Source organism: Lysinibacillus sp. HST-98 (assembly GCF_016757845.1).
Taxonomy (GTDB): Bacteria; Bacillota; Bacilli; order Bacillales_A; family Planococcaceae; genus Lysinibacillus; species Lysinibacillus capsici.
This window is the reverse complement of record NZ_JAENHX010000009.1, coordinates 89,126-110,706: the sequence shown is the minus strand read 5'-3', so window position 1 is coordinate 110,706 and position 21,581 is coordinate 89,126. Positions and strand designations below refer to the sequence as shown.

The following is a 21,581-nucleotide window of genomic DNA, read 5'->3' as shown; positions in this document are numbered from 1 at the left end:
CGATGGCTAAAAAAATGCCTGATATCGGCGATTACAAATACGGTTTCCATGACAAGGACGTATCAATTTTCCGTTCAAAACGCGGTTTAACTGAAGAAATCGTCCGTGAAATTTCAAATATGAAACAAGAGCCAGAATGGATGCTAGAATACCGTTTAAAAGCTCTTGAAACATTTTATACAAAACCGATGCCACAATGGGGTGGCGATCTTGGAGATTTAGATTTTGATGAAATTACGTACTATGTAAAACCATCAGAAGCTACTCAAAAATCATGGGATGAAGTACCTGATGAAATCAAAGCAACTTTTGATAAATTAGGTATCCCAGAAGCAGAACAAAAATATCTTGCAGGTGTATCTGCACAATATGAGTCTGAGGTAGTTTATCACAACATGAAAAAAGACCTTGAAGATCTTGGTATTGTGTTCAAAGATACTGACTCTGCTCTACGTGAAAACGAAGATATTTTTAAACAATATTGGGGCAAAGTGATTCCTTACACAGACAATAAATTTGCTGCTTTAAACTCAGCAGTATGGTCAGGTGGATCATTTATTTATGTGCCACCAGGTGTTAAAGTAGAAACACCGTTACAAGCTTACTTCCGTATTAACTCAGAAAATATGGGTCAATTCGAACGTACACTTATTATTGTAGATGAAGGCGCTCACGTACACTATGTTGAAGGTTGTACAGCTCCTGTTTACACAACAAACTCTTTACACTCAGCAGTTGTAGAAATCATTGTACGTAAAGATGCATATTGCCGTTATACAACAATTCAAAACTGGGCGAACAATGTTTACAATCTTGTAACGAAACGTACAGTTGTAGAAGAAAACGGTACAATGGAATGGATTGATGGTAACATCGGTTCTAAATTAACAATGAAATATCCAGCATGTATCCTAAAAGGTGAAGGTGCTCGTGGTATGACATTATCGATTGCATTAGCAGGTAAAGGACAACACCAACATGCTGGCGCAAAAATGATCCATATGGCACCGAATACATCTTCAACAATTGTTTCTAAATCGATTGCTAAACAAGGTGGTAAGGTAACGTATATGGGACAAGTTCGTTTCGGTCCTAAAGCAAGTGGTGCACGTGCTAACATCGAATGTGATACGCTGATTATGGATAATCAATCGACTTCTGATACAATTCCTTATAACGAGATCCTTAATGATAATGTATCTTTAGAGCACGAAGCAAAAGTTTCAAAAGTATCTGAAGAACAATTATTCTATTTAATGTCTCGCGGAATTTCCGAAGAAGAAGCAACAGAAATGATCGTAATGGGCTTCATCGAGCCATTCACAAAAGAACTACCAATGGAATACGCAGTAGAAATGAACCGTCTGATTAAATTTGAGATGGAGGGCAGTATCGGGTAATATGCCTGAAACGCCTGATATATAAGGGTTTTAGAGGTTTTAGAAGAACAATGAAAATCGGCCGTGCCGAAAACGTGCCGATTCAGATTTTATCTTTAGTGTAGGAGGCGAACTTTTTTAGTTCGTCTTCTTCTATTTTTTCAGTAATATCTAAATAAGTATCAGAAGTTGTTTTAATTGTTTTGTGACCTAATCTATTAGATACAAATTTTATACTAGCTCCAGATTCTAAAAGTAGTACTGCATGGGTATGTCTGAAACAATGAGTTCCTTTATAATCTACACCAGCTTTTTTACAATACTTTTCAATACTTTCTCGTACTGTGGAGGGAGTTAAATAATTCCCTAGATAATTTTGAAAGATGATATTGTCACTATTTTTATAAAATGATTTATTACTTAGTATCATTTCATTCTGTTTTAACTTGAATTTTTTAAGTTCTTTTAATACAGCATCATTTATCCCTATAGTGCGATAAGATGATGTGTTTTTTAAGGTTGTTAAAGTTAATTTATTGTTGTTATTACGTCTAACCTGTCTTTCAACATTCACTTTATTTCCTTCAATATCTGACCATCTCAAAGCTAACGCCTCACTTATACGCAAGCCAGTCTCACTTAAAAAGTATATAAGCATATAATACAATTGATAATCTTTGTATCGTTGGTGTTTGTAGGTTTTCATATAATCAAGTATTTGTTTTAATTCATCCAAACTATAATATTTTACTTGGTCTTTATTTAGCTCAACATTATCTTTCACTGGAACCTTTAATCTATCAGATGGATTCTTCTCTAGGACTTCTAATTCGTGAACAGCATAATGTAATAAACTTTTCATGACAGATAGATATTTCAATCGAGCACCGAAAGAATATGCATTTTTACCTTTCTTATTTTTTAAATCTGCATAATAATCTAGCCATTCTTTAATGTCACTTCTTCTGATTTTCATAACTCGTTTATTCCCGAAAAATGGTCTAACATGCAAACGAATTATCACTTCTAGTTGTTCGAAAGTTGATTCTTTCACATTCTTCTTTTTGTACTTGAGCCATTCTTCGATTACTTCATCAAACAACATATTACGATCATTAAGAGTTTGTCCGTAATAAATCCTTTCTTCTACTTTAGCAGCTTCAATTTCAGCTTCTTTTTTTGTTCTAAATGTACCAATACTTCGTTCTTTACCTTCATTTGACACCCTTGCTTGCCATTTTCCACTGGGAAGTTTTCTAAATGTAGCCATAAAGCTCTCCTCTCTTTAAAGTAATATTTATAATTAATTCCTAAACTAATAACCAACACCTTTAATGGGAATATTTGTTCCTTTTTTAGGGTAAAATTTTTTTACCATCTATAGTTTTTAAAGAAAGTAGCTCTTTTGGAACTCCTTTTTCTTCAATTGCATCATAGATGGTAAAGCCTGAACAATCTCCAATATGAAATAATTCATCTGGTAATAATAGTTCGACAGCAAAAGTATTAGCTTCTATTTCTAATTTATCTGTAGAAAACAACGTATTTTTCTTAAGAAATACAGTATTAGCTTCTGGATGTTGAACAACGTGTCCTAGTTCATGAGCAGCAGTTAATAGTTGTTTTTTAGATGATAAATTCTCATTGATATGAATTACTTTTGTACGGTGAGATCTACTATAGTAGCCATAAATAGAACCCAATGGTTCAAAAATAACAACTACTCCTAGTAGATCAGCCAATTTAAAAGGATCTCTTGTATCGTATTTTTCAACTAACTGTGCCACAATCATTTTAATATCCACCACAAACACCACCGTACTTTAATCTCTATATTTTTTAGGTGTAAACTTCTGTTTCGCTATACGTTTAGTTAAACGTAAAGTATTTTCCCAAGAAGCTATTAATAATTCTCTATCTTCTTCATCTAAATCTTCTAAAACTCTCCCATCAAAGGCTGCGAATGCATTTTCTACATCCTCGCCATTAATTCTTTTCTTAAGTTCTCTTTGGATAGAAAGTTCATCTTTTTCAGTTAAATCGTAGTAACGCTTTTTATCTGTACGGCCTAACAGGTAGTCTACGGATACATCGAAATAATCTGCTACTTTCTCTAAGTTAGCACCATTTGGAACTTTCTTTTTCCAACCATAGAGAGAATTTCTGCCAAAATCTAGTTTTTCTTCTAATTCAACAATAGAGATTTTTTGTTCTTCACAAAGTTTTTTTAATCTATCAAATGTAGTCATACCAACCATCCTCATGACTTATGAGTAAAAGTTTTTAATCTTTTAACTAAAATTATTTGACTTTTAGTTCATAGACTAATATACTTTGTTCATAAGCTAATTAATTGGCTAAAAAGACAATAAAAAACACTACCTATTTATAAACATTTTACGTTGGGGAACGGTTTAAATGTTGATTTAAAGGCTTTTGAAAAGTCTTATTTAGCTATGTTTACATTCTATATTAAAGACTAAATTTAGTCAACGTAATTCGCTAATAATTTAGCTTAAAAATTTTCCAATTCAGTAAAGCGCTGTGATACCGAGCCAATGACGGTATAGATTTTTAATGGAAGATGAGGTGAAAAGTGTGGAGGAACAGAAAAAATCCTCACAAGTTGCTGTAACAACAAATGAGGACAAAAAAATTAAAGGAATCACGATCGAGTTATCCACTCATGATATTCAGCCAAAAGGTACATGGAGAAGTTGGCTGAAAAAGTTACTAAAAAATCCCTTTCGTTAGTAAGTAGATCAGCATTTTCTTTAGAAAGAGAAATAATTTCTTTTAATTTTTCTTCAGTAATAACTTCATTACGAAAGTACTCAAAATCTTTCACCATATGTATCACCTACCTTTCTACCCAAATTGTAACAAAAGGTAGGCGAAAGGAGGAAAACAATTTGAATCAATTAATCACAACAACAACTAATGAGCAAGGGGAAATCATTGTAAGTGGCCGTGAACTTCATGAGTTTTTAGAAGTGAAAACACCATACACACAATGGTTCGAACGAATGATTGAGTATGGGTTTGTTGAGAACATTGATTTTATAGGTTTGTCACAAAAAAGTGAAAAACCTCAAGGAGGCAGACCTACTCAAGACCATGCTTTAAAAATTGACATGGCCAAAGAAATTTCCATGATTCAGCGTAATGAAAAAGGCAAACAGGCACGACAATATTTCATTGAGGTGGAAAAACACTACAAACAGCAATTACCTCAATACAACAGTTTAGAGCTAGCACTAAAAGCAGCGTTGGAACATGAACAGGCTATCAAGGAAATCAAGACAGATGTGGACTACCTAAAAGAGACCATCCGAATAGATGGGCTACAACAACAAGAAATTCAACAGGCTGCTAAACAATCAATTGTTCATGCTCTTGGTGGGAAAGATTCAATTGCTTATCAAGAAATCAGTAAAAAAGTGTTCTCCGCATTCTGGAATGAGTTCAAGCAATATTTTAAAGTTCCGAGGTACGGAGATATACCAAAAGTAAAGTATGAGGAAGCATTGAGATTTATTAGCTTATGGAGGCCTTCCACATCACTTCAGATTGAAATTGACAGTTGTAATAGCCAAATGGCTTTTGGATGAACTTTTTAACAGAAAGGAGGCTATGCCATGTCAGAGGATTTAGGTGCTCAAGTAAGAAGTGAATTATTCAAAAAAAAGATGAGTCAAAAAGAGCTTGCTGCAATGGTTGGTATTTCCAACGCATATCTTTCAGACATCATTCGTGGTCGTAAAGATGGACCAAAGGCGCAAGAACATATCAAACACATTAGAAAAATTTTAAACATTTAGAGAGAGGTGAACTAAATGTTTCAAGTTCAAGTGAATGATGCAGAAGCCAAACAAATCTATTTAGATGCGATAAATAAAAAGTTAGATGAATATGATGCATCTTTAGCATTTTGGGATTCTAATGAACTTAAACGGAGAACATGTATGAGTTGGAATAGCATTCAGGAAAACTTCTTTCATGATAAAAATTTTCCGAAAGCAAAGATTGGAGGTAAATGGTATTACCCAGCAAAAGAAGTTGAGATGTTTTTACGAAACTGGATTTTAGAAAGGGTGAATTAAATGAAATACAAAGTAGCTGATTGGAATGCAATGTCGGATGAGGTTAAGCAGGCTGAGTTGAATAAGCGAGCAAAAAAACGCTAGGTGGTGAATTAAATGTCCAACGGAAACAAGATCATCACACGTAGTAATAGCAAAATCATGATTCGGTATGGTGAATTACCACGGATATTAAATGCTACAGAAATACAGCAATGGCATCATATTGTAGCGAAGATTGAGCGATTTCAAGAAAACGAGTTGGAGAGGGGAGTTCAATGAAAATTAAACCTGTCCCTGTCGAACTAATCGCTAAGACAATGGCTAGAGCAGTAGCAGCACGTCAGAAGTAAATCTATCAAACTATTTGGAGGTTGGGAGAATGAAAGCACGATTAAATATTTTAGGTCGTAAACACAACATTATTTCTGTAGAGGTTCAAGATCCTGAAACAGGTGAAAGAAAACATATTTATGATAGCGAATTCTATTCGTATATGCCAGATGAGCAAAAGGTTGATTTAGCAAAAAGCATCGAAACTCCATTAATTGTGGAGGAACGGACCAAACTGATTGAGCATCTTGACGAAATGATTGAACAAGAAAGTAATGAGCTAACAATCATTGCAATTGATGCTATGGAAGGCGAGCCAGACCTACCATTTGATAGTCATCTATCAATCAAGCAAAAAGAGTACAAGCTTAAGCAGCAACGTGTATTAGGTTTGATTGATGGGGTTGAAGAAGTCAAAGCATTCACGGAGGGATATTACCTAAATGTCGATAGTGGATCAATTGAAACGCAAAGCAGTCATTGAACAGCTGCAGAAGTTCGGTGTTACCAAAGTCGAAGGACAACCGTTAGAAGATGCCTTATACACAACGTTGCTTAAAACACTGGCGCTTAAACGTGCTGCTCAATCATGAAGGGAGGTGATTGATTGCGTATAGGCCACACACACGCTGATGTATACGACAGAGAATCAGATTACTGGCAAGACATCGAGGATGCACAGAATGCCCAAATGGAGGCGCAAAAAAACTCGTCAAAGGCGGCAACCAATGGCGAGCAAGATAAATTATATGACACTGGTAGTGTACCACAGGAGGATGCGAAATGACAAAGTTTAATGTTGGGGACAAGGTGATTTTCAATAAAGAAAACGAGCATGTTGCTAAACAATTTGATTACAAAATAAACAAACCATACGAAGTGCAAGAAGTTTTCCCATTCCATCATACTGTTCAAATTATTAATGAAAAGGGTTCATCACACTCGTTTGATGAAGAAAGATTTGAACTAGTTGAAACAAAGCCAACCAAAAATCAACGCATCACAGCATTAGAAAACGAAGTAGCTGAATTAAAGCTAATTGTTCATGAATTACGTGATGGCCGTAAAACAATGCGAGATGTGATGAACGAAGTGTTGAGTGAGCCTTCCACAATTAATACTGTAGAGGACATTATCGAATTTGAAGGTCAGCAATATCGCAAGGTTGACCGTGAAGTGTATGAGGGTGATGTAATTGTTTTCTACGGAAGTAGACATCCTCAAATTACAGACGGAAAACCGTACAAAGTTTTTAAGGGTAAAAATATAGAAGAAAATAAGTTGAGTCATACAGCAGATTCTGGTACTGAATATCCTGTAGATGGAGAATATGTAGATGGATATTATGTCTACGAACTAATCGAAGGTGGACTGAATCCACAAATTCCAATTGTGGACGAAACAATTGAACCACTAACACGAAATCAACAACGTGCTGCAATTATTGAGAAGGCGAAAGAATTTATTGATAAGCATGATAAAGATACTCACATCAACATTCATGACAATGCTATTATCGCTTACAAATTAGATACAGCTGATTTTGGTATTTCAAAATGCAATCCATCTGACGTATTCAACGAATATATTGGCAAAGCCATTGCACTTGGACGAGCGCTTGGTCTTGATGTGAGTGAGTTTGAACAGGCGGTGCAGCCGAATGAAGTTGTAATGGGAATGAATTTAGAAGTCCGTACAAATGGCGAAGTGGATTTTAATCATAAACCTGTTGATACAGATGATTTAATACAATGCAATCATGATTTTCATAAAGAAGACAGTGGTGTATTTATAATCAACGACACTAACGCTAAATACGAGGTGAGTCAATAATGGCTACTCTTTACGAATTAACAGACCAGTACAAAATGCTTCAAAATTTTATTGAAGAAAATAATGTTGAAGGTTTTGAACTAGCACTCTCACAAATCATTGGTGATATTGGTGAAAAGCTAGAAGGCTATGCCATGGTGCTTAAAAATATTGAATCAGACATTGCTGGTATTAAATCTGAGGAAAAGCGATTAGCAGATCGTCGCAAAGCCATGGAAAGTAACCTTGCTCGTATTAAAGAGAATATGGCAGATGCCTTATTAACTGTGGAAGGCAATCGAGTTAAGACAGAAAAATTCACGTTCAGCTTCCGTAAATCAACATCAGTACAAATCGAAAACGATGCAGCTATCCCTCCACAGTTTATCAAAGTGGAGAAGACAATCAGTCGTTCCGAATTAGCTAAAGCACTAAAAGCAGGCGAGCAAATCGAAGGTGCTCAACTTGTTGAAAATCAATCTTTAAGTATTCGATAGGAGGAAAAACAATTGAAAAAATTACTCAATCAAAAAGAGCAGCATTATGCAGATACACGCGAAGAAGCAGAGGAAATTGTAGTTACTGCTAAAGAAAACGAAGCACTTATCATGAACAAAATCAGCGAGAAGTACAACAAGTACGGCCAGTATTTCCTTGTGGATTTAACTTATCAATACGGTACTCCTAAAGAGGTTATGGAAGGCAAACCGAAGGATGATGCTCCAGATGGCCAAATGAGCATTGAAGAAGTGCATGAAGGTGTTCCTTATACAGTCAATCATGATGGCAGTGTAACAGTTGAAAATGATGAAGAATTACCAGAATTCGAGGATCCATTTGCAGATGTACAAGCAAAGCAAGATACACCTACTGAAAACGTGCCATTTTAATAGAAAAGGAGTGTGGAGGTCATTAACAAATCAGAATCAATTGCAGAGTTAGCGAAGGCCCTCTCTCTCTTTCAAGGAGAGGTTAAGCAACCTTTAAAAGATAAAGCTAATCCATTTTTTAAATCCAAGTACGTACCGTTGGAAAATGTAGTGGAAGCCATCACTGAAATCGCACCAAAACACGGACTATCATTTATTCAATATCCGATTAACCAAGATAATAAAGTTGGTGTAGTAACAGTTTTAATGCACTCTAGTGGTGAATACATCCAAATGGAACCCATTTTTACAACTCCAGCTAAAAACGATGCACAAGCTACTGGTTCAGTAATTACTTACTTAAAACGTTATAGTCTTTCGGCAGTATTCGGAATTACATCAGATGAAGACGATGATGGTAATAGTGCTTCCACAGTTGATGATAAACAAAAGACAACTAATAATGGAGGCGTCGAAAAATTAAGTGCTGCACAGTTAAAAATGATTACTGGCAAAGTTGCAGAGTTATCGAAAATTAATAATGAATCTCAGAATATCACCTTCAAAAACGCTACAAAAGAATTAGGTATTAATAAAATGTCGAATCAATTAACAAAACAAGAAGCTATGAAGTTGATAGATTATCTAACTTCTAAAATAGGAGGCAAACAATGAATACAATTAACTTAATCGGACGTTTAACGAAAGATCCGGAATTGCGATACAGTCAAGGTGGTGTTGCTATTTGTACTTTCACACTTGCTGTAAATCGAGATTTTACTAATCAAAATGGTGAACGTGAAGCAGATTTTATTCAGTGCAAAGCATTTAAAAAGACTGCTGAAAATCTAGCCAACTACCAACAAAAAGGGAGTCAAGTTGGTGTGGTTGGTCGCTTGCAAACAGGTAGTTATGAAAAGGATGGACAACGAGTATACACTACCGACGTTATGGTCGATCGCATTGAGTTCCTAGGTAGTAAGGGAGGACAGGGTAATCAGGGGGGGCATGAGGATCCATTTGCTAACAATAAAGGACCAATCGAAGTATCAGAAGATAATCTTCCATTCTAATAAAAATTTCATAGAGAGGTCTGTTTTAGGCGGACTTCTCTTTTTTATACCTAAAAACAATGAAAAAATCGGTAAATGTGGAATAAAAAAAGCACTAGGTCAGAGACCAAGCGCAATTTCTGCTATTGCCATTAGAAACCATACAGTCTCTACAGGCAACTCAAAATCAACATCTAAGCTGAATTTAATTCGCATATTACCACCACCTTAGAAAATATACACGGATAATAAACCATGAAACTATCATTGGTTCCCATGTGTGGATTCTATAGGTTAGTTAGTTGGTAACATTAACCTAAATATACTATTTTGTAATGAAACTGTCAATTAGAGGAGAGCATCAATGGAAGGATATTACGATTTTAAAGGTTGGAGGTGGATATAGTGTACGGGGCAATACCAGAAGAATTAAAAGAATTAAAACAGTGGTGTTGCTTTAAGCTACAACCACGTGAAGATAAAATGACGAAAATTCCAGTGAGTGCTTATGATGGCTCACTTGCAAAGAGTAATGATGAAAATACCTGGTCTGATTTCGAAACAGCATTAGAGGCTATTGAAAAATTCAATTTAGATGGATTAGGTTTTTTCTTCAAAACTCCATATTTCGGCATTGATATTGATAGTGTTAAAGAAGAAATCGAAAGGTTTCATAATGATGACCACGATAATAACATCGTTTCTGAATTTATCGATATGATGTGCAGCTATAGTGAGATTTCGGTAAGTGGCAATGGCATTCATATAATTGCAAAAGGTGAATTACCAGAGGGTGCTCGCAGACGTGGGAATATTGAAATGTACGATAGTGGTCGTTTTTTCGTTATGACTGGCAACCAAATCGGGATATATACCCGTGTGGAAGAAGATGAGTTCAACAAAATTAATTACCTCCACAATAAATACCTGCATAAACCGAAAGTTCCAGAAAGTCGGAATGAAACGAACGCCTCATATGGTACGAAATTTACTGAAGATGAATTAATAAACATCGCAACAAAAAGTAAAATTGGTGGACGTTTTCAAGTATTTATGAATGGTGGTTGGGAGCAATTTTACAACTCTCAATCTGAAGCAGATATGTCATTCTGTAATGATTTAGCTTTCTGGACAAACTGTGATTATAACATGATGGATAGTATTTTTCGTCGTTCATCACTTATGCGTGATAAATGGGATAGGGAACAGAATTCCTCCACTTATGGAGATGAGACTTTAAGAAAGGCAATAGCAGATTGTACAAATACGTTTGATCCTGAACCGCGAAAAGACGGAGATTTAGATGTTTTTTCACTAGAAGGTAATACAAAAAAAGTTGAACGAAAGTATTACAGTTTTGATGATACAGGAAATGCGCAACGTTTAAGAGACGCATATGGAGATTACATTCGCTATTCATACATTCGCAAAAATTGGTACTACTATGACGGAAAGATATGGCAAATTGACCAAGAAGGCATGATTAAAATGTTGGTTGATAAAACAGTTGAAAAAATGAAAAACGAAGTGCTTTTTATTCCAGAGGGAGCAGATGAAGAAGAGGTTCGAAAGAACTTTATAAAACACATCAAAGCAACTCGAAGCAGTAAAGGCAAAACAAATATGTTGAAAGAAACTGAGCATTTAACATCGGTAAAGCCTTCACAGTTCGATAGTGATATCGATTTGTTCAATGTGCAAAATGGTTACCTTGATTTAAAAACATCTACATTGATGGAGCATGACAAATCAAAGTATTTCACAAAGATTTCGAATGTGGAATTCACGGACAAGATTGGTTGCTCTTTATGGCTTGAGTTTTTAGATCAAATATTTGATGGAGATAAGGCTTTGATTGATTACATGCATCGAGCTGTAGGTTACTCGTTATCAGGAAGCACCCAAGAACAAATGATGTTCATTTTGTATGGGAATGGTCGTAATGGTAAATCGGTTTTCTTGGACATTATCACTGAAATGTTTGGTAGCTATGCAACGAATATACAGCCCCAAACAATCATGGTGAAACAACAATCTAGTGGAGCGAATAGTGACATTGCAAGATTAGCTGGTGCCAGGTTAGTAACTACTACAGAACCTAACGAGGGTGTTCGATTAGACGAAGGGTTAGTTAAACAGTTAACTGGTGGCGATAAGGTTACAGCTCGCTTTCTTTACGAAAACGAATTTGATTTTGAACCACAATTCAAACTGTGGATGGCCACTAACCATAAACCGATTATTCGTGGCACTGATGACGGAATTTGGAGACGTCTAGCTATCATTCCATTCACTGTTCAAATTCCTGAAAATAAAATTGATTACAACTTAACTAATAAGTTGAAACGTGAAATTACTGCAATTTTAAATTGGGCTGTTGAAGGATATTTAAAATGGCAAAAGGATGGTTTAAAAGAACCTGAAATTATTAAACAGCAGCGTCAAGAGTATCGCGTTGAAATGGATAGTATCGAGTGTTTCATTGAGGAATGTTGTATAAAAGCTCCTCAATTTCGAGTACCAGCAAAAACTCTTTTCAACGAATATAAAAATTGGGCAAGTGACAATGGTCAGTATATGATGTCGAGTACAAAATTTGGTCGTGAAATGGGAAAAAAATTCAACAAAATCAAAACAAACGGAACAATGCACTATGCAGGTGTACGACTTTTAGAAAAGTATGACACTGGTTTCTTCAAAACTGGTGACTAGAGGGAGAGTTTAGGGAAGGTTTAGGGATAGTTTGAAACTCAACCCTCCCTGAATCAAAAAGTGGCTTAAACCCTTATTTAATAATACTTTTTTTATGATTTTGATTCTATCTTAAGGATAAAAGGGATAGTAGGGATAGTTTTTATAGTAAAGTAGGTAATTTATTTTAAAAAAATATATATAGAAAAGTTTATGAAAAAAGGGTTCAAACCCTCCCGACTGTCCCTAAGTGATATTTTACGAGGTGAAAAATGAATATAAAAGCGATTGAAACTGTTTACAAAGGTTATAGATTTCGGAGTCGATTAGAAGCTCGTTGGGCAGTATTCTTTGATGCACTAGGTATTGAATGGGAATACGAAAAAGAAGGTTATGATCTTCTTGAATTTGGTTGGTATCTTCCTGACTTTGAAATAAAACTAGCTAATGGTGATGAATGGTTTGTTGAGGTTAAAGGAAATATGAATGACGAATTAGGTATTAGAAAAGCGATCTACCTAGATAATGTCAGTACTCAGTTAAGAAAAATAGGTGTAATGATGATGTCGAAATTTGAACATGCTTATTATTTCTGTGATAAAGATGGACCTGATTTTAATAAGGCCTGGATAGATATGATGCGTTTTGGTATTGATTTAGAAACCTATAACATTGCTGTAGATAAAGCTAAACAGGCACGATTTGAACATGGAGAAAAGCCATGACTCAGATTTTAAAAGTTTTGAGTGAGATATGGAAATCGGGTGCAGAATTTGTTGTTTTACCAGACGGTTCACCGAAATTAGAGAACTATCAACTTGTTCCAAATGCAACATTAAAGGCGTTTGAACTTATTTTTCCACAAATTAAAAATTGGTTTAAATCATGGGAAGGTGCTAAAGCAATTGAAATACACATGCGAATGATGGTGCATCAATCTTGTGGATGGCAGCATAATCAAAAGCTAAACAAATGGATATGCACAGATGTTGAAGCATTGACCCTGTTTATAGAGTGGCAAGAGACACTAGCTAAAAACGGATGGAACGACATTTATGAAGATTATCGACAATATGAAAATAAAACTTCAAATGCAATGAAGAAAAAATTGTACGAGAGAGCTGTTTTATATGCTAATCAAAATAAGTAATTTTCAATCGATTCTAGACGTTTTATACGAAAGTGATTTATGTATCAACTTTTATGTTTATCTATCGAAATACAAAACACTAGATAGGTTCAAAGATAAGCTGGGAGGTTTAGTATGATTCATTATGCTTACACAGAGACGGAAATTAATAAAATTTTAAAGACGCTCACAATCGTAATTGACACTCGTGAGAAATCAAATGAACACATCAAAGAATATTTCGTTGCACGTGATATACCTTTTCAAACTAGAAAATTGGATGTTGGTGATTATGGATGTATGATACCAAAAAATGAAGATTTGGGAGTGCCAAGAGACATTTATCTTAACAGTTTTGTGGAACGCAAAAACGGAGTGGATGAGATAACTGGTAATTTACAAAAAGATACGCAACAGGCATTTGAAAATGAGTTAATTCGTAGTCAAGGAAGTCGATTCGTACTATTTGTTGAAGAATTAGATTTTGATGAAAAAATAGCTACTGGTGATTACCGTAGCGCTTATGATCCTAAAGCTTTAAAAGGTAGATTGGAATCATTTAAAGCTAAGTACAATTTTGAAATAGTCCCAATGTCTAAAAAAATGATTGGTCACAACATTTACAACAGATTCAAACAGCATATGAAATACGCTTTGAAGAAAGGTGTTTTCTAACCATCGTGAACATGCGCAATGGGATTCCTATTGTTCAGTCAGTGAAAAGTAAGAAGCAACCTCAGAATAGATTGTGGAAGGCCATACCTAATCCATTTACAAAGTATATCGAATTGTTCATGACAGTCGATGAATGCGAAGTCAGTATTATCATGCCTTACGATTTCGAATGGATTCAGCAGTATTTGAACGAGGGTTGGATTGAGAGGGGAGTGTGGGATGTAGATGAACGCAGAAATGCTTGAGAAACGCATTGAGATATTGAAAAAGGTTGATGCACTTACAAACAAATGTAATTGTCAGGCAGCCAATGAATATAATCATTGTTCCAATTGTAAACAGCTCCGCAAGTATGGTGACAAGTTAATGCAACTGGTGAATAAGCGAAGGATTATTAAAGCTGATTCAAAAAATAAAAAATCTGGTCCAAAGCCAATATTTACGTTGACTAAAGCTGAGTATTTGGATTTAAAAAAGGATAAAAAATTGGATAGAGAAATCGCTGAAATGTTCAAAGTATCACCATGCACAATTAGAAATTGGAAAAAGAAAAATGGAATTATTACTAAGAATAATTTGAGGAGAAGAAAGGTGATAAGTTGATGCCAACAAATGAGCATATCAAGAATACTGAGAATAGACCAGATTCAGATCACTATCATGAAGGCAAAATTGATGTGTGGGCGTTTGCTGATGAAAATTTCAACTTAGATGAATGTATCGGTTTTCATAGAATCAATGCAATTAAATATCTAACTCGATATGGAAAAAAGAATGGCTACAACGTTCGAGATTTAGAAAAAGCAATTGTTTATATAGAAAAGTTAATTGAATTGAATAAATCCAAATTGGAGGAAATGCAGAATGGAACTAAATAAATTTCAAGAGTTATCGAAGCGTACAATGCCTTTCAAAGGTGAGCCGAAAAACAACATTGAGTATGAAAACGGCTTAACAAATTACGCTTTAGGGTTGATTGGTGAATGTGCAGAGGTATTGAGTGCTGCTAATGATCGTGAGGCGATTCTAAAGGAAATCGGTGATGTATCACATTATGCGTTTGGGCTATTAACCTTCTTGAATGAAACATACGAGCCATTAGCTAATTATACTGTGGAAGGCCCAAAAGAAAAGGTAATAGAAAAAATCATCATCCTTTCAGGTGAGATTTCAGAACAAGTTAAAAAGTTTATATATCATCGTCATGAATTGAATTTATCCAAAGTTAAATTAGCATTAAAAATGTTAATTAAAAATTTAACCATATTGGCTGTAATGTACGATTCTTCACTTGAACATATTTGCGAAATGAGCATCGATAAATTGAAAATGCGTTATCCGGAATCATTCAATGTTGAGGATAGTAAAAAGCGTGTAGATATGTAGTAGGAGGTAATGACCGTGGTATGGAAAATGCTTGATTTATGTTCAGGTATTGGCGGGATCTCATTAGCAGCTGAATGGGCCGGAATACAAACAGTAGCTCATTGTGATATAGAAGAATTTTGTCAAAAGGTACTAAAAAAACATTGGCCAGACACACCGTTATTTACAGATATAAAAACAATAACAAGACAGTCATTAATAGAAAGGGGTATAGATGTTGATTCAATTAGAATTGTTTCCGCAGGATACCCATGCCAACCATATTCACTCGCAGGAGATCAACAAGGGGAAGAAGACGAAAGATATTTATGGGATGAAGTGTTCAGAGTCATTAAAGAAGTCGAAGCTGATTGGTTTGTTGGAGAAAACGTATTTGGACATGTTAACAACGGACTATCAGATGTTATCAACGATTTGGAATCTGAAAACTACGAAGTCGAATGTATCGTATTACCGGCTCAATCCGTTGGAGCGCCACATCAAAGAGACCGTGTCTTTATCATTGCTAGGAACACCTGCAGCGAGTCAAGCGTACAAAAAGATTCGACCATTAGCACCTTCAGAAGCCAGTGGCAAGCATGGCAAAGTCTTACCTGGGAGTATTGGAGAAAAGTTTCCGAATTACATTGGTCAGTACCCGAACCCGGCATTTGTGGAGTGGATGATGGGGTTTCCAGAAAATTGGACAAAAGTAGATTGATAGCTTTAGGGAATGCGGTTGTTCCTCAACAGATTTATCCGATTTTTGAGGCGATTGTTAAGTTTGATTGCTAAACATTATAAGCACATCGTATCCCTTAAACAGGCTCCTCAACTAAGGAGTTATTATAAACCATGATATTACACGATAACACTAAACCTTGTAGGGCACAGACTAACGATGAGAATACTATCGATAAACCTTTTGGTGTTGTAAATGTTTTTTTCATGATATCAGCTCCTTTACTTGTTGGCGTTGAGTCCTCCTCAGTGGAGACAACCTGCTCAGACTGTACAGCCTGTTTAAAAGAACGAATAAGAATATTATACCAATTATTAATAAAGATTGGAATTAAGAAATAAACAAACAAGGTAGGTGCTGCACATGCATTACGAGTGGTTAAAAAACTATCAAAAATTAGAGGATGAAATTGCAGACATCGAATTTAATTTAGAACGTAGTAAGAAGGAATTGAAACGTTGGGTGGAAGGTGACTTAACAAAAGTAAAATTGACTTCTGAAAGTCACGGAGCCCAATTAGAAGAAATTATTGAAGCTGCTGAACGTGAGTTAGCACATAAAATGAATGACTTAGAGGAAATGAAAAACCTGATTAATACATTCAGAGGGTTGGATAATCAAATATTGTACAAACATCATGTGGAAGGTAAAACGCTCATTTCTATTGCTGATGAGTTAGATAAAAGCCCAAACTACATTTACAACAAACATGCACAGATTATGAAAATGGTTAAGTATAAATATGCTGAAAGTGTAAACGGGTGAATCAACCCAAGGAGGTAGTAATTTGAGGTTTATAAACAATCCAATTGAAATTCTGTTCGAAATAGTCAAAGAAAGGTATCCTGACACAGATTGTGACATCATTATTGGAATGCAAATGACTGATGGAAAAGAAACGTTAGGTTGTACTTTGTTCCCTGATGATCCGAATGAGAGAGTTGTTATCGAAATACATCCAACGCTATCATTAGAAAATGCAACAGAAATTTTAGCACATGAATTAGCTCATGTTATTGCGGGAAAAGAGGCAGACCATAACGAACACTGGAATGCTATATTTGCTGAATTGCATGTAGTATTTCAAGAGAAACTAATCAATCGGTTTGAGCAATACAATTTAGTATAACCGAACGATTAGAGTATACTATTCCAAACCTAACTTAATGTAATGTTAAGTTGTAATTAAATTATAGAACCTATTGAAAATTCGAGATATTATAGGAGTATCAAAAAGCGCACGGAAATGCGTACAAAATTTCCATTACAAAATAAACACGTTCGCTTGTACGTGCATGTCGGAAACAAGCAATTGAGACTACTAAATTGGTAGTCTTTTTTTATATCAAAATTGTATTACATACTTTCGTTTCCTCCTTATTTACAATTGTAGGTGATGGGAGGTGAAGAAATGATATTTGAAAAGTATAGCTATATGAGCACAACCCATAAAGTTATTATGGTGATATTATTATTAGCAGTGCTTATAACGTTAGGATCTTTGTTTTTCGCTGAAATGAAGAATATGAATACGAATCCTGTATACTTATTTCTAATTGTGCTTTTTGGTGCTACGTTCTTCGTTTATAAGGATAGTCAAGAAGTTTAGTCAAAGGTTAGAAGAGTCACATTTAACAAGGTGTGGCTTTTTATTATGTATCAAAATCCTATCACACAGTAAATCCTTTCCAGTCTATGATATAGGTAGATGGGAGGTGTTACAAATGGACAATAACACATTAGCGAATGCAAAATTACTTGGTGAATTGTACAGAACTCAAAAAAGAATAGACCCTAGTACATGTCCTGTAAGTGATGATGTTATTTATGGTTTATTAAATGGGATAGAAAGAGTAATTGAAGATGAATTTAATGTATCAGTAATCAGTAAGGAAGATGAAGAAATTGTTGTTAGCATTCTAAATGAATACTTTGTTGATGCTGAAAAATTAAATCAACTAAAAGGTTACTATGATATAGAGCATAGGCTTGAAAATCAAGGTATTGAAAGATGGAAAGCAATTAAGATAATTACACTTCTTCAAGCTGAAGATAGATTTACTAATGTAATAGCTAAATTAAATTCTTCGCATTCACCAGTTGAATGTAAAACATTCAAGATTCCAGATTGGAACAAATAATTTTTAATAAGGCATTCCTTCGGGAGTGCTTTTTCTTATGCCATGAAGTCCGATGGATGTATCGTATGGACTTTGCCAGTAGGACTATGAATTGTGGAGGGCTGAATATCATGATTGATTTATCACAAGAAATTAATGAACTGAAACGCGAAAGAGATGCAAAACTCAAGGCACTTTATCATGGAGTTGGTAATTTATTTGAAGGTATTCAATCTAATGTATGTCCTGAAATATTAACAGAACGGTTGAAGCGTCAAGTTGAATCACTAAGAGTTGTGGAGGGCGAGTAAATGGCAAACGAAATCATTATAAAAATGAGTTCGGCTAATGAACCACCAAAGATAACACTTAATGGCAAGAAGATAAAAGGAATCATTGGTATTGAATATAAATACGACACATCTGATGCAGAATCGAATGGGCAACACAATTTCTCTATTCAATATTTCGATAAGGAAACATCAACTATTCGTACAGCAGTAGTACACAAAATGTTGGAGGGATGAACAATGGATAAAGCAAAACGTACATTAAGCATTGAAGTCGAAGGTGACACAACTAAATTACAACAACAGTTACGAGCAATCGCAAAGCATGTTGGTGCATTGGCTGATGAGTTAGATGCTATTGATAGTACTGAATCAAACGATGAGCCAAACTACTCATCAGAAAAACATTATGATGACGATGGTTGTCCATATTACGAAGTGAAATGTCATAAGTGTGGCATCAGTTACGATGGAGAATTGCCAACACATCCAGAAGGCAGCGACTAACATCATGCAAGAATACAAATCAATCGAACAAAAGCGAAAGTTCTACGACAGTGGTGACTGGAAACAATTGCGCTCTGAAGTAAAGAAACGCGACAACAATGAATGCCAGGAATGTAAACGTAATGGTCTTGTCCGAATCGATGATGCAAATGAACTCAACAAAGACGGCACACGAAAGAAGATTCAACTCGTAGTCCATCACATCAAAGAACTAGAAGATCATCCAGACTTAGCACTCGACATAAACAATCTCGAAACACTTTGCGTTGATTGCCATAACCGCATACATGGTCGAGTGTTCAGTAAACCAAACAAATGGCGAGATGATGAAAAATGGTAATACCCCCCGGGTCAAAAAGTTTTAATTTTTTTAAAAACTTGGGCACCGGTGATGGGCTCGATTGTCTGAAAAATTTTCTTTAAAAAACGATTTTAGGAGGGAGGGGGAGACATGGATAAAGAAATAAAAAAAATCGAAAAAGAGTTAATAGCTCGTCACGCCGACGATCCAATTAAATTGTCAAAAGTACATCGCTACATACGATTTCTAAAAATCGATTTAAAATGCGATGCCGATATTGATAAAGATGGTACAACAATAAAAATTGAAAATGGTACACAAAATTTTTTAAAGCAGCATCCTGCCATAGCAACAAAATTATCTATTTCAAAAGAAATTGAGAAATTAGAAGATGCGCTTGGGATAAAAAACGATAGTGATCCTACTCCCTCTACTACCTCATCAACTGTGGATGACAAAGGCAGGAAGAGTCTGATTTGATTAATCATAAGTACGTCAAGGAATTTATTAAGCAATGGCGTGACGGCAAAATAATTTTAAATAAAAGACGTATTAAATTAATCGCATTGATAGAGCGTGAAATACTTACAGCAAATGATATGTATTTTGATGAAGAACAAATTGAAAATTACATTACATTTACTGAAAAGTATTACTTCCCCCTCACTTTGACTCAAAAGTTTAAAACGTGTTTTATTTTTCTGTATTACAAAGACGGTTCTTTGGTATTCGATGAACATCTAGACTACGAAGGGCGCGGCGGTGGTAAAACAGGGCGTATATCTACGTTGGCGAATTACTTCATAAGCGAGCTGCACGGGATTGATAATTACAATGTGTCAGTTGTTGCGAACTCTGAAAAGCAAGCCAAAATGTCATTTACGGAAGTGTATAACACAATCGACAAAGATGATACCTTGAAAGAACACTTCGTTAATAAGAAGGCGTTAATTGAATCCAAGAGCACAAAATCTGTATTCCAGTATCATACTTCTAATGCTTCTACAAAAGATGGATTGCGTGATGGCTGTGTGATCTTCGAGGAAATTCATCAATATGAAAATTCATCCACAGTAAATGTGTTTACATCCGGACTTGGTAAAGTTCCGAATCCACGGATATTTTATGTTGGATCAGATGGTTATGTAAGAGAAGGATTTTCAGACAAATTAATTGAACGAGCAGATAACATTTTAGATGGGCATGTCAGCATACGCGACGATGCTCTTTTTGCATTCATGTGTAATTTGGATGAAGAGGCGGAAATGCATAATTCGGAAATGTGGCAAAAAGCAAATTCACAGTTCCATCCACCAATGTCTGACTATGCAAAGACTTTGTTCCGTACTGTAAAAAAACAGTACAACAAGTTAGAACATGATCCAGATGGTTACGAAGAATTTGTTACAAAGCGTATGAACTTGCCAAAAGTCGATTTAGAGAAAAGCGTTACATCATGGGAGAAAATTAAAGCAACCGAACAAGATTATGATTTATCTACTTTGAAAAGTCGCCAGTGTATTGGATGTTTAGATTATGCTTCTGTTCGTGATTTTGTAGCAATGGGATTGTTGTTTTTAAAGAATGATAATTTCATTATTCCTAAAGAACTCACTCATTCTTATATTTGTAAACCGTTCGCTGATAAGCACTATGCATACAGTAAGCCAAAAGGTGAAGGAAACAATTTGAAAGATCATCGTAAATTTGCGCCAATACGCGAATGGGAAAACGATGGTCTTTTATCTGTTCTGGATATTGAAACAATGGATCCACATCTTGTTGTTAAGTGGTTTGTCGATAAGCGCCAGGAAGGTTGGAACATTAAAAAGATTGTCGGGGATAATTTCAAAATGGACATTCTTAAACCTTTGTTTGAAGCAGCAGGCTTTGAGGTTGAAGTTATTCGAAATCCAGATGCTGCAAGTGGTTTGTTAGCTCCCCGAATAGAAATTGCATTTGAAAATGAACAAGTAATATTCGGAGATAACCCCTTAATGCGATGGTACACAAATAACGTGCTTGTTAAACGGCTTCCTAATGGTAACAAAGTTTATCGAAAAAAAGAGGAAGTAAAACGAAAAACTGACGGTTTTATGATGTTCTTATATGGTGTGTGGGCTTCGCGTGATTTAGATGATACCGATGTGGATGGCGTACTTGATTTCTTAGATAGCATTGCATTTTGAAGGAAGGGGGGTGATGAATTGGGGTAATTTTAGATGCTATATTGC

General features: G+C 35.3%; 37 protein-coding genes. 33 read left to right on the top strand and 4 right to left on the bottom strand.

All coding sequences use genetic code 11. From position 1 onward, the window contains the following. Positions 1 to 2: 2 nt before the first annotated feature. Positions 3 to 1,400 (top strand): Fe-S cluster assembly protein SufB, encoded by a 1,398-nt coding sequence (gene sufB, locus JIN86_RS18540; RefSeq protein WP_009371995.1) that lies wholly within the window; start codon positions 3 to 5, stop codon positions 1,398 to 1,400. An 82-nt stretch (positions 1,401 to 1,482) separates the two neighbouring features. Here sufB and JIN86_RS18535 read toward each other — a convergent pair whose 3' ends face one another. From JIN86_RS18535 to JIN86_RS18525, 3 genes are all read right to left on the bottom strand, one after another. Continuing rightward, positions 1,483 to 2,649, bottom strand: coding sequence for a tyrosine-type recombinase/integrase (locus JIN86_RS18535; protein ID WP_202342564.1), 1,167 nt, complete (start codon positions 2,647 to 2,649; stop codon positions 1,483 to 1,485). A gap of 85 nt (positions 2,650 to 2,734) precedes the next feature. Next, on the bottom strand, positions 2,735 to 3,184 hold the full coding sequence (locus JIN86_RS18530) for an ImmA/IrrE family metallo-endopeptidase (RefSeq protein ID WP_370568722.1): 450 nt from the start codon (positions 3,182 to 3,184) through the stop codon (positions 2,735 to 2,737). 18 nt (positions 3,185 to 3,202) lie between these two features. Beyond that, a complete protein-coding gene (locus JIN86_RS18525; protein WP_202342563.1) occupies positions 3,203 to 3,628 on the bottom strand; it encodes a helix-turn-helix domain-containing protein in 426 nt (141 codons plus the stop codon). 349 nt (positions 3,629 to 3,977) lie between these two features. Here JIN86_RS18525 and JIN86_RS18520 point away from each other — a divergent pair, with 349 nt between their 5' ends. From JIN86_RS18520 to JIN86_RS18415, 22 genes are all read left to right on the top strand, one after another. Beyond that, positions 3,978 to 4,133 (top strand): hypothetical protein, encoded by a 156-nt coding sequence (locus tag JIN86_RS18520; protein ID WP_202342562.1) that lies wholly within the window; start codon positions 3,978 to 3,980, stop codon positions 4,131 to 4,133. Between the two features lie 158 nt (positions 4,134 to 4,291). Beyond that, on the top strand, positions 4,292 to 4,990 hold the full coding sequence (locus JIN86_RS18515; protein ID WP_237497354.1) for an ORF6C domain-containing protein: 699 nt from the start codon (positions 4,292 to 4,294) through the stop codon (positions 4,988 to 4,990). A 27-nt stretch (positions 4,991 to 5,017) separates the two neighbouring features. Further along, positions 5,018 to 5,200 carry a helix-turn-helix domain-containing protein gene (locus JIN86_RS18510; RefSeq protein ID WP_202342560.1) on the top strand — a complete coding sequence of 61 codons (183 nt, stop codon included), beginning with the start codon at positions 5,018 to 5,020 and terminating at the stop codon, positions 5,198 to 5,200. A 15-nt stretch (positions 5,201 to 5,215) separates the two neighbouring features. After that, positions 5,216 to 5,482 (top strand): group-specific protein, encoded by a 267-nt coding sequence (locus JIN86_RS18505; protein WP_202342559.1) that lies wholly within the window; start codon positions 5,216 to 5,218, stop codon positions 5,480 to 5,482. A gap of 96 nt (positions 5,483 to 5,578) precedes the next feature. Continuing rightward, positions 5,579 to 5,743 carry a hypothetical protein gene (locus JIN86_RS18500; RefSeq protein ID WP_202342558.1) on the top strand — a complete coding sequence of 55 codons (165 nt, stop codon included), beginning with the start codon at positions 5,579 to 5,581 and terminating at the stop codon, positions 5,741 to 5,743. A 100-nt stretch (positions 5,744 to 5,843) separates the two neighbouring features. Next, entirely contained in the window at positions 5,844 to 6,278 is a 435-nt protein-coding gene (locus JIN86_RS18495; RefSeq protein ID WP_202342557.1) for a hypothetical protein, read from the top strand. After that, positions 6,238 to 6,387, top strand: a complete 150-nt coding sequence (locus JIN86_RS18490; protein ID WP_202342556.1) for a hypothetical protein — start codon at positions 6,238 to 6,240, stop codon at positions 6,385 to 6,387. Before JIN86_RS18495 ends, JIN86_RS18490 begins: the two co-directional genes overlap by 41 nt. A gap of 14 nt (positions 6,388 to 6,401) precedes the next feature. Next, a complete protein-coding gene (locus JIN86_RS18485; protein ID WP_202342555.1) occupies positions 6,402 to 6,581 on the top strand; it encodes a hypothetical protein in 180 nt (59 codons plus the stop codon). Beyond that, a complete protein-coding gene (locus JIN86_RS18480; protein WP_202342554.1) occupies positions 6,578 to 7,627 on the top strand; it encodes a hypothetical protein in 1,050 nt (349 codons plus the stop codon). Before JIN86_RS18485 ends, JIN86_RS18480 begins: the two co-directional genes overlap by 4 nt. After that, positions 7,627 to 8,103, top strand: a complete 477-nt coding sequence (locus JIN86_RS18475; RefSeq protein ID WP_202342553.1) for a siphovirus Gp157 family protein — start codon at positions 7,627 to 7,629, stop codon at positions 8,101 to 8,103. The genes JIN86_RS18480 and JIN86_RS18475 overlap by 1 nt, the downstream gene beginning before the upstream one ends. Before the next feature lie 12 nt (positions 8,104 to 8,115). Continuing rightward, positions 8,116 to 8,496, top strand: coding sequence for an organic solvent tolerance protein OstA (locus JIN86_RS18470; RefSeq protein ID WP_237497353.1), 381 nt, complete (start codon positions 8,116 to 8,118; stop codon positions 8,494 to 8,496). 12 nt (positions 8,497 to 8,508) lie between these two features. Beyond that, the gene (locus tag JIN86_RS18465) at positions 8,509 to 9,150 is read left to right on the top strand and encodes an ERF family protein (RefSeq protein WP_233436291.1); all 642 of its coding nucleotides are present in this window, start codon (positions 8,509 to 8,511) and stop codon (positions 9,148 to 9,150) included. Further along, positions 9,147 to 9,548: a single-stranded DNA-binding protein gene (locus JIN86_RS18460; RefSeq protein WP_112117242.1), complete on the top strand. Its 402-nt coding sequence runs from the start codon at positions 9,147 to 9,149 to the stop codon at positions 9,546 to 9,548. Before JIN86_RS18465 ends, JIN86_RS18460 begins: the two co-directional genes overlap by 4 nt. Positions 9,549 to 9,932: 384 nt before the next feature. Next, positions 9,933 to 12,239: a phage/plasmid primase, P4 family gene (locus JIN86_RS18455; RefSeq protein WP_202342552.1), complete on the top strand. Its 2,307-nt coding sequence runs from the start codon at positions 9,933 to 9,935 to the stop codon at positions 12,237 to 12,239. A gap of 251 nt (positions 12,240 to 12,490) precedes the next feature. Continuing rightward, the gene (locus JIN86_RS18450; RefSeq protein ID WP_202342551.1) at positions 12,491 to 12,943 is read left to right on the top strand and encodes a PDDEXK family nuclease; all 453 of its coding nucleotides are present in this window, start codon (positions 12,491 to 12,493) and stop codon (positions 12,941 to 12,943) included. Continuing rightward, a complete protein-coding gene (locus JIN86_RS18445; protein ID WP_202342550.1) occupies positions 12,940 to 13,368 on the top strand; it encodes a hypothetical protein in 429 nt (142 codons plus the stop codon). The genes JIN86_RS18450 and JIN86_RS18445 overlap by 4 nt, the downstream gene beginning before the upstream one ends. Positions 13,369 to 13,482: 114 nt before the next feature. Then, positions 13,483 to 14,022: an ERCC4 domain-containing protein gene (locus JIN86_RS18440; RefSeq protein ID WP_112117246.1), complete on the top strand. Its 540-nt coding sequence runs from the start codon at positions 13,483 to 13,485 to the stop codon at positions 14,020 to 14,022. Positions 14,023 to 14,027: 5 nt separating this feature from the next. Then, on the top strand, positions 14,028 to 14,267 hold the full coding sequence (locus JIN86_RS18435) for a hypothetical protein (RefSeq protein ID WP_202342549.1): 240 nt from the start codon (positions 14,028 to 14,030) through the stop codon (positions 14,265 to 14,267). Beyond that, a complete protein-coding gene (locus JIN86_RS18430) occupies positions 14,248 to 14,625 on the top strand; it encodes a helix-turn-helix domain-containing protein (RefSeq protein WP_202342548.1) in 378 nt (125 codons plus the stop codon). Before JIN86_RS18435 ends, JIN86_RS18430 begins: the two co-directional genes overlap by 20 nt. Further along, on the top strand, positions 14,625 to 14,900 hold the full coding sequence (locus JIN86_RS18425; RefSeq protein WP_202342547.1) for a DUF3310 domain-containing protein: 276 nt from the start codon (positions 14,625 to 14,627) through the stop codon (positions 14,898 to 14,900). The genes JIN86_RS18430 and JIN86_RS18425 overlap by 1 nt, the downstream gene beginning before the upstream one ends. Continuing rightward, positions 14,887 to 15,408, top strand: coding sequence for a nucleoside triphosphate pyrophosphohydrolase family protein (locus tag JIN86_RS18420; protein WP_202342546.1), 522 nt, complete (start codon positions 14,887 to 14,889; stop codon positions 15,406 to 15,408). The genes JIN86_RS18425 and JIN86_RS18420 overlap by 14 nt, the downstream gene beginning before the upstream one ends. A gap of 27 nt (positions 15,409 to 15,435) precedes the next feature. Continuing rightward, positions 15,436 to 16,182, top strand: a complete 747-nt coding sequence (locus JIN86_RS18415; RefSeq protein WP_202342613.1) for a DNA cytosine methyltransferase — start codon at positions 15,436 to 15,438, stop codon at positions 16,180 to 16,182. Between the two features lie 23 nt (positions 16,183 to 16,205). On the opposite strand, the gene JIN86_RS23820 is transcribed toward JIN86_RS18415, so the two are convergent. After that, positions 16,206 to 16,337, bottom strand: a complete 132-nt coding sequence (locus JIN86_RS23820) for a hypothetical protein (RefSeq protein WP_255538215.1) — start codon at positions 16,335 to 16,337, stop codon at positions 16,206 to 16,208. Positions 16,338 to 16,492: 155 nt separating this feature from the next. Here JIN86_RS23820 and JIN86_RS18410 point away from each other — a divergent pair, with 155 nt between their 5' ends. The 10 genes from JIN86_RS18410 (at position 16,493) to JIN86_RS18365 (ending at position 21,536) form a co-directional block, all read left to right on the top strand. Continuing rightward, the gene (locus JIN86_RS18410) at positions 16,493 to 16,894 is read left to right on the top strand and encodes a hypothetical protein (protein WP_202342545.1); all 402 of its coding nucleotides are present in this window, start codon (positions 16,493 to 16,495) and stop codon (positions 16,892 to 16,894) included. A 22-nt stretch (positions 16,895 to 16,916) separates the two neighbouring features. Next, positions 16,917 to 17,258, top strand: coding sequence for a SprT family zinc-dependent metalloprotease (locus tag JIN86_RS18405; protein WP_202342544.1), 342 nt, complete (start codon positions 16,917 to 16,919; stop codon positions 17,256 to 17,258). Between the two features lie 282 nt (positions 17,259 to 17,540). Further along, a complete protein-coding gene (locus tag JIN86_RS18400) occupies positions 17,541 to 17,738 on the top strand; it encodes a hypothetical protein (protein WP_202342543.1) in 198 nt (65 codons plus the stop codon). A 115-nt stretch (positions 17,739 to 17,853) separates the two neighbouring features. Beyond that, on the top strand, positions 17,854 to 18,270 hold the full coding sequence (locus JIN86_RS18395; RefSeq protein WP_202342542.1) for a hypothetical protein: 417 nt from the start codon (positions 17,854 to 17,856) through the stop codon (positions 18,268 to 18,270). 110 nt (positions 18,271 to 18,380) lie between these two features. Then, positions 18,381 to 18,560, top strand: a complete 180-nt coding sequence (locus tag JIN86_RS18390) for a hypothetical protein (protein ID WP_202342541.1) — start codon at positions 18,381 to 18,383, stop codon at positions 18,558 to 18,560. Next, positions 18,561 to 18,776: a hypothetical protein gene (locus JIN86_RS18385; RefSeq protein WP_202342540.1), complete on the top strand. Its 216-nt coding sequence runs from the start codon at positions 18,561 to 18,563 to the stop codon at positions 18,774 to 18,776. A gap of 3 nt (positions 18,777 to 18,779) precedes the next feature. Continuing rightward, positions 18,780 to 19,046 carry a hypothetical protein gene (locus JIN86_RS18380; protein WP_202342539.1) on the top strand — a complete coding sequence of 89 codons (267 nt, stop codon included), beginning with the start codon at positions 18,780 to 18,782 and terminating at the stop codon, positions 19,044 to 19,046. A gap of 4 nt (positions 19,047 to 19,050) precedes the next feature. Beyond that, positions 19,051 to 19,386: an HNH endonuclease gene (locus tag JIN86_RS18375; RefSeq protein WP_202342538.1), complete on the top strand. Its 336-nt coding sequence runs from the start codon at positions 19,051 to 19,053 to the stop codon at positions 19,384 to 19,386. Positions 19,387 to 19,497: 111 nt separating this feature from the next. Beyond that, positions 19,498 to 19,827: a P27 family phage terminase small subunit gene (locus JIN86_RS18370; protein ID WP_202342537.1), complete on the top strand. Its 330-nt coding sequence runs from the start codon at positions 19,498 to 19,500 to the stop codon at positions 19,825 to 19,827. Continuing rightward, positions 19,824 to 21,536 carry a terminase large subunit domain-containing protein gene (locus JIN86_RS18365; protein WP_202342536.1) on the top strand — a complete coding sequence of 571 codons (1,713 nt, stop codon included), beginning with the start codon at positions 19,824 to 19,826 and terminating at the stop codon, positions 21,534 to 21,536. Before JIN86_RS18370 ends, JIN86_RS18365 begins: the two co-directional genes overlap by 4 nt. Positions 21,537 to 21,581: the final 45 nt, after the last annotated feature.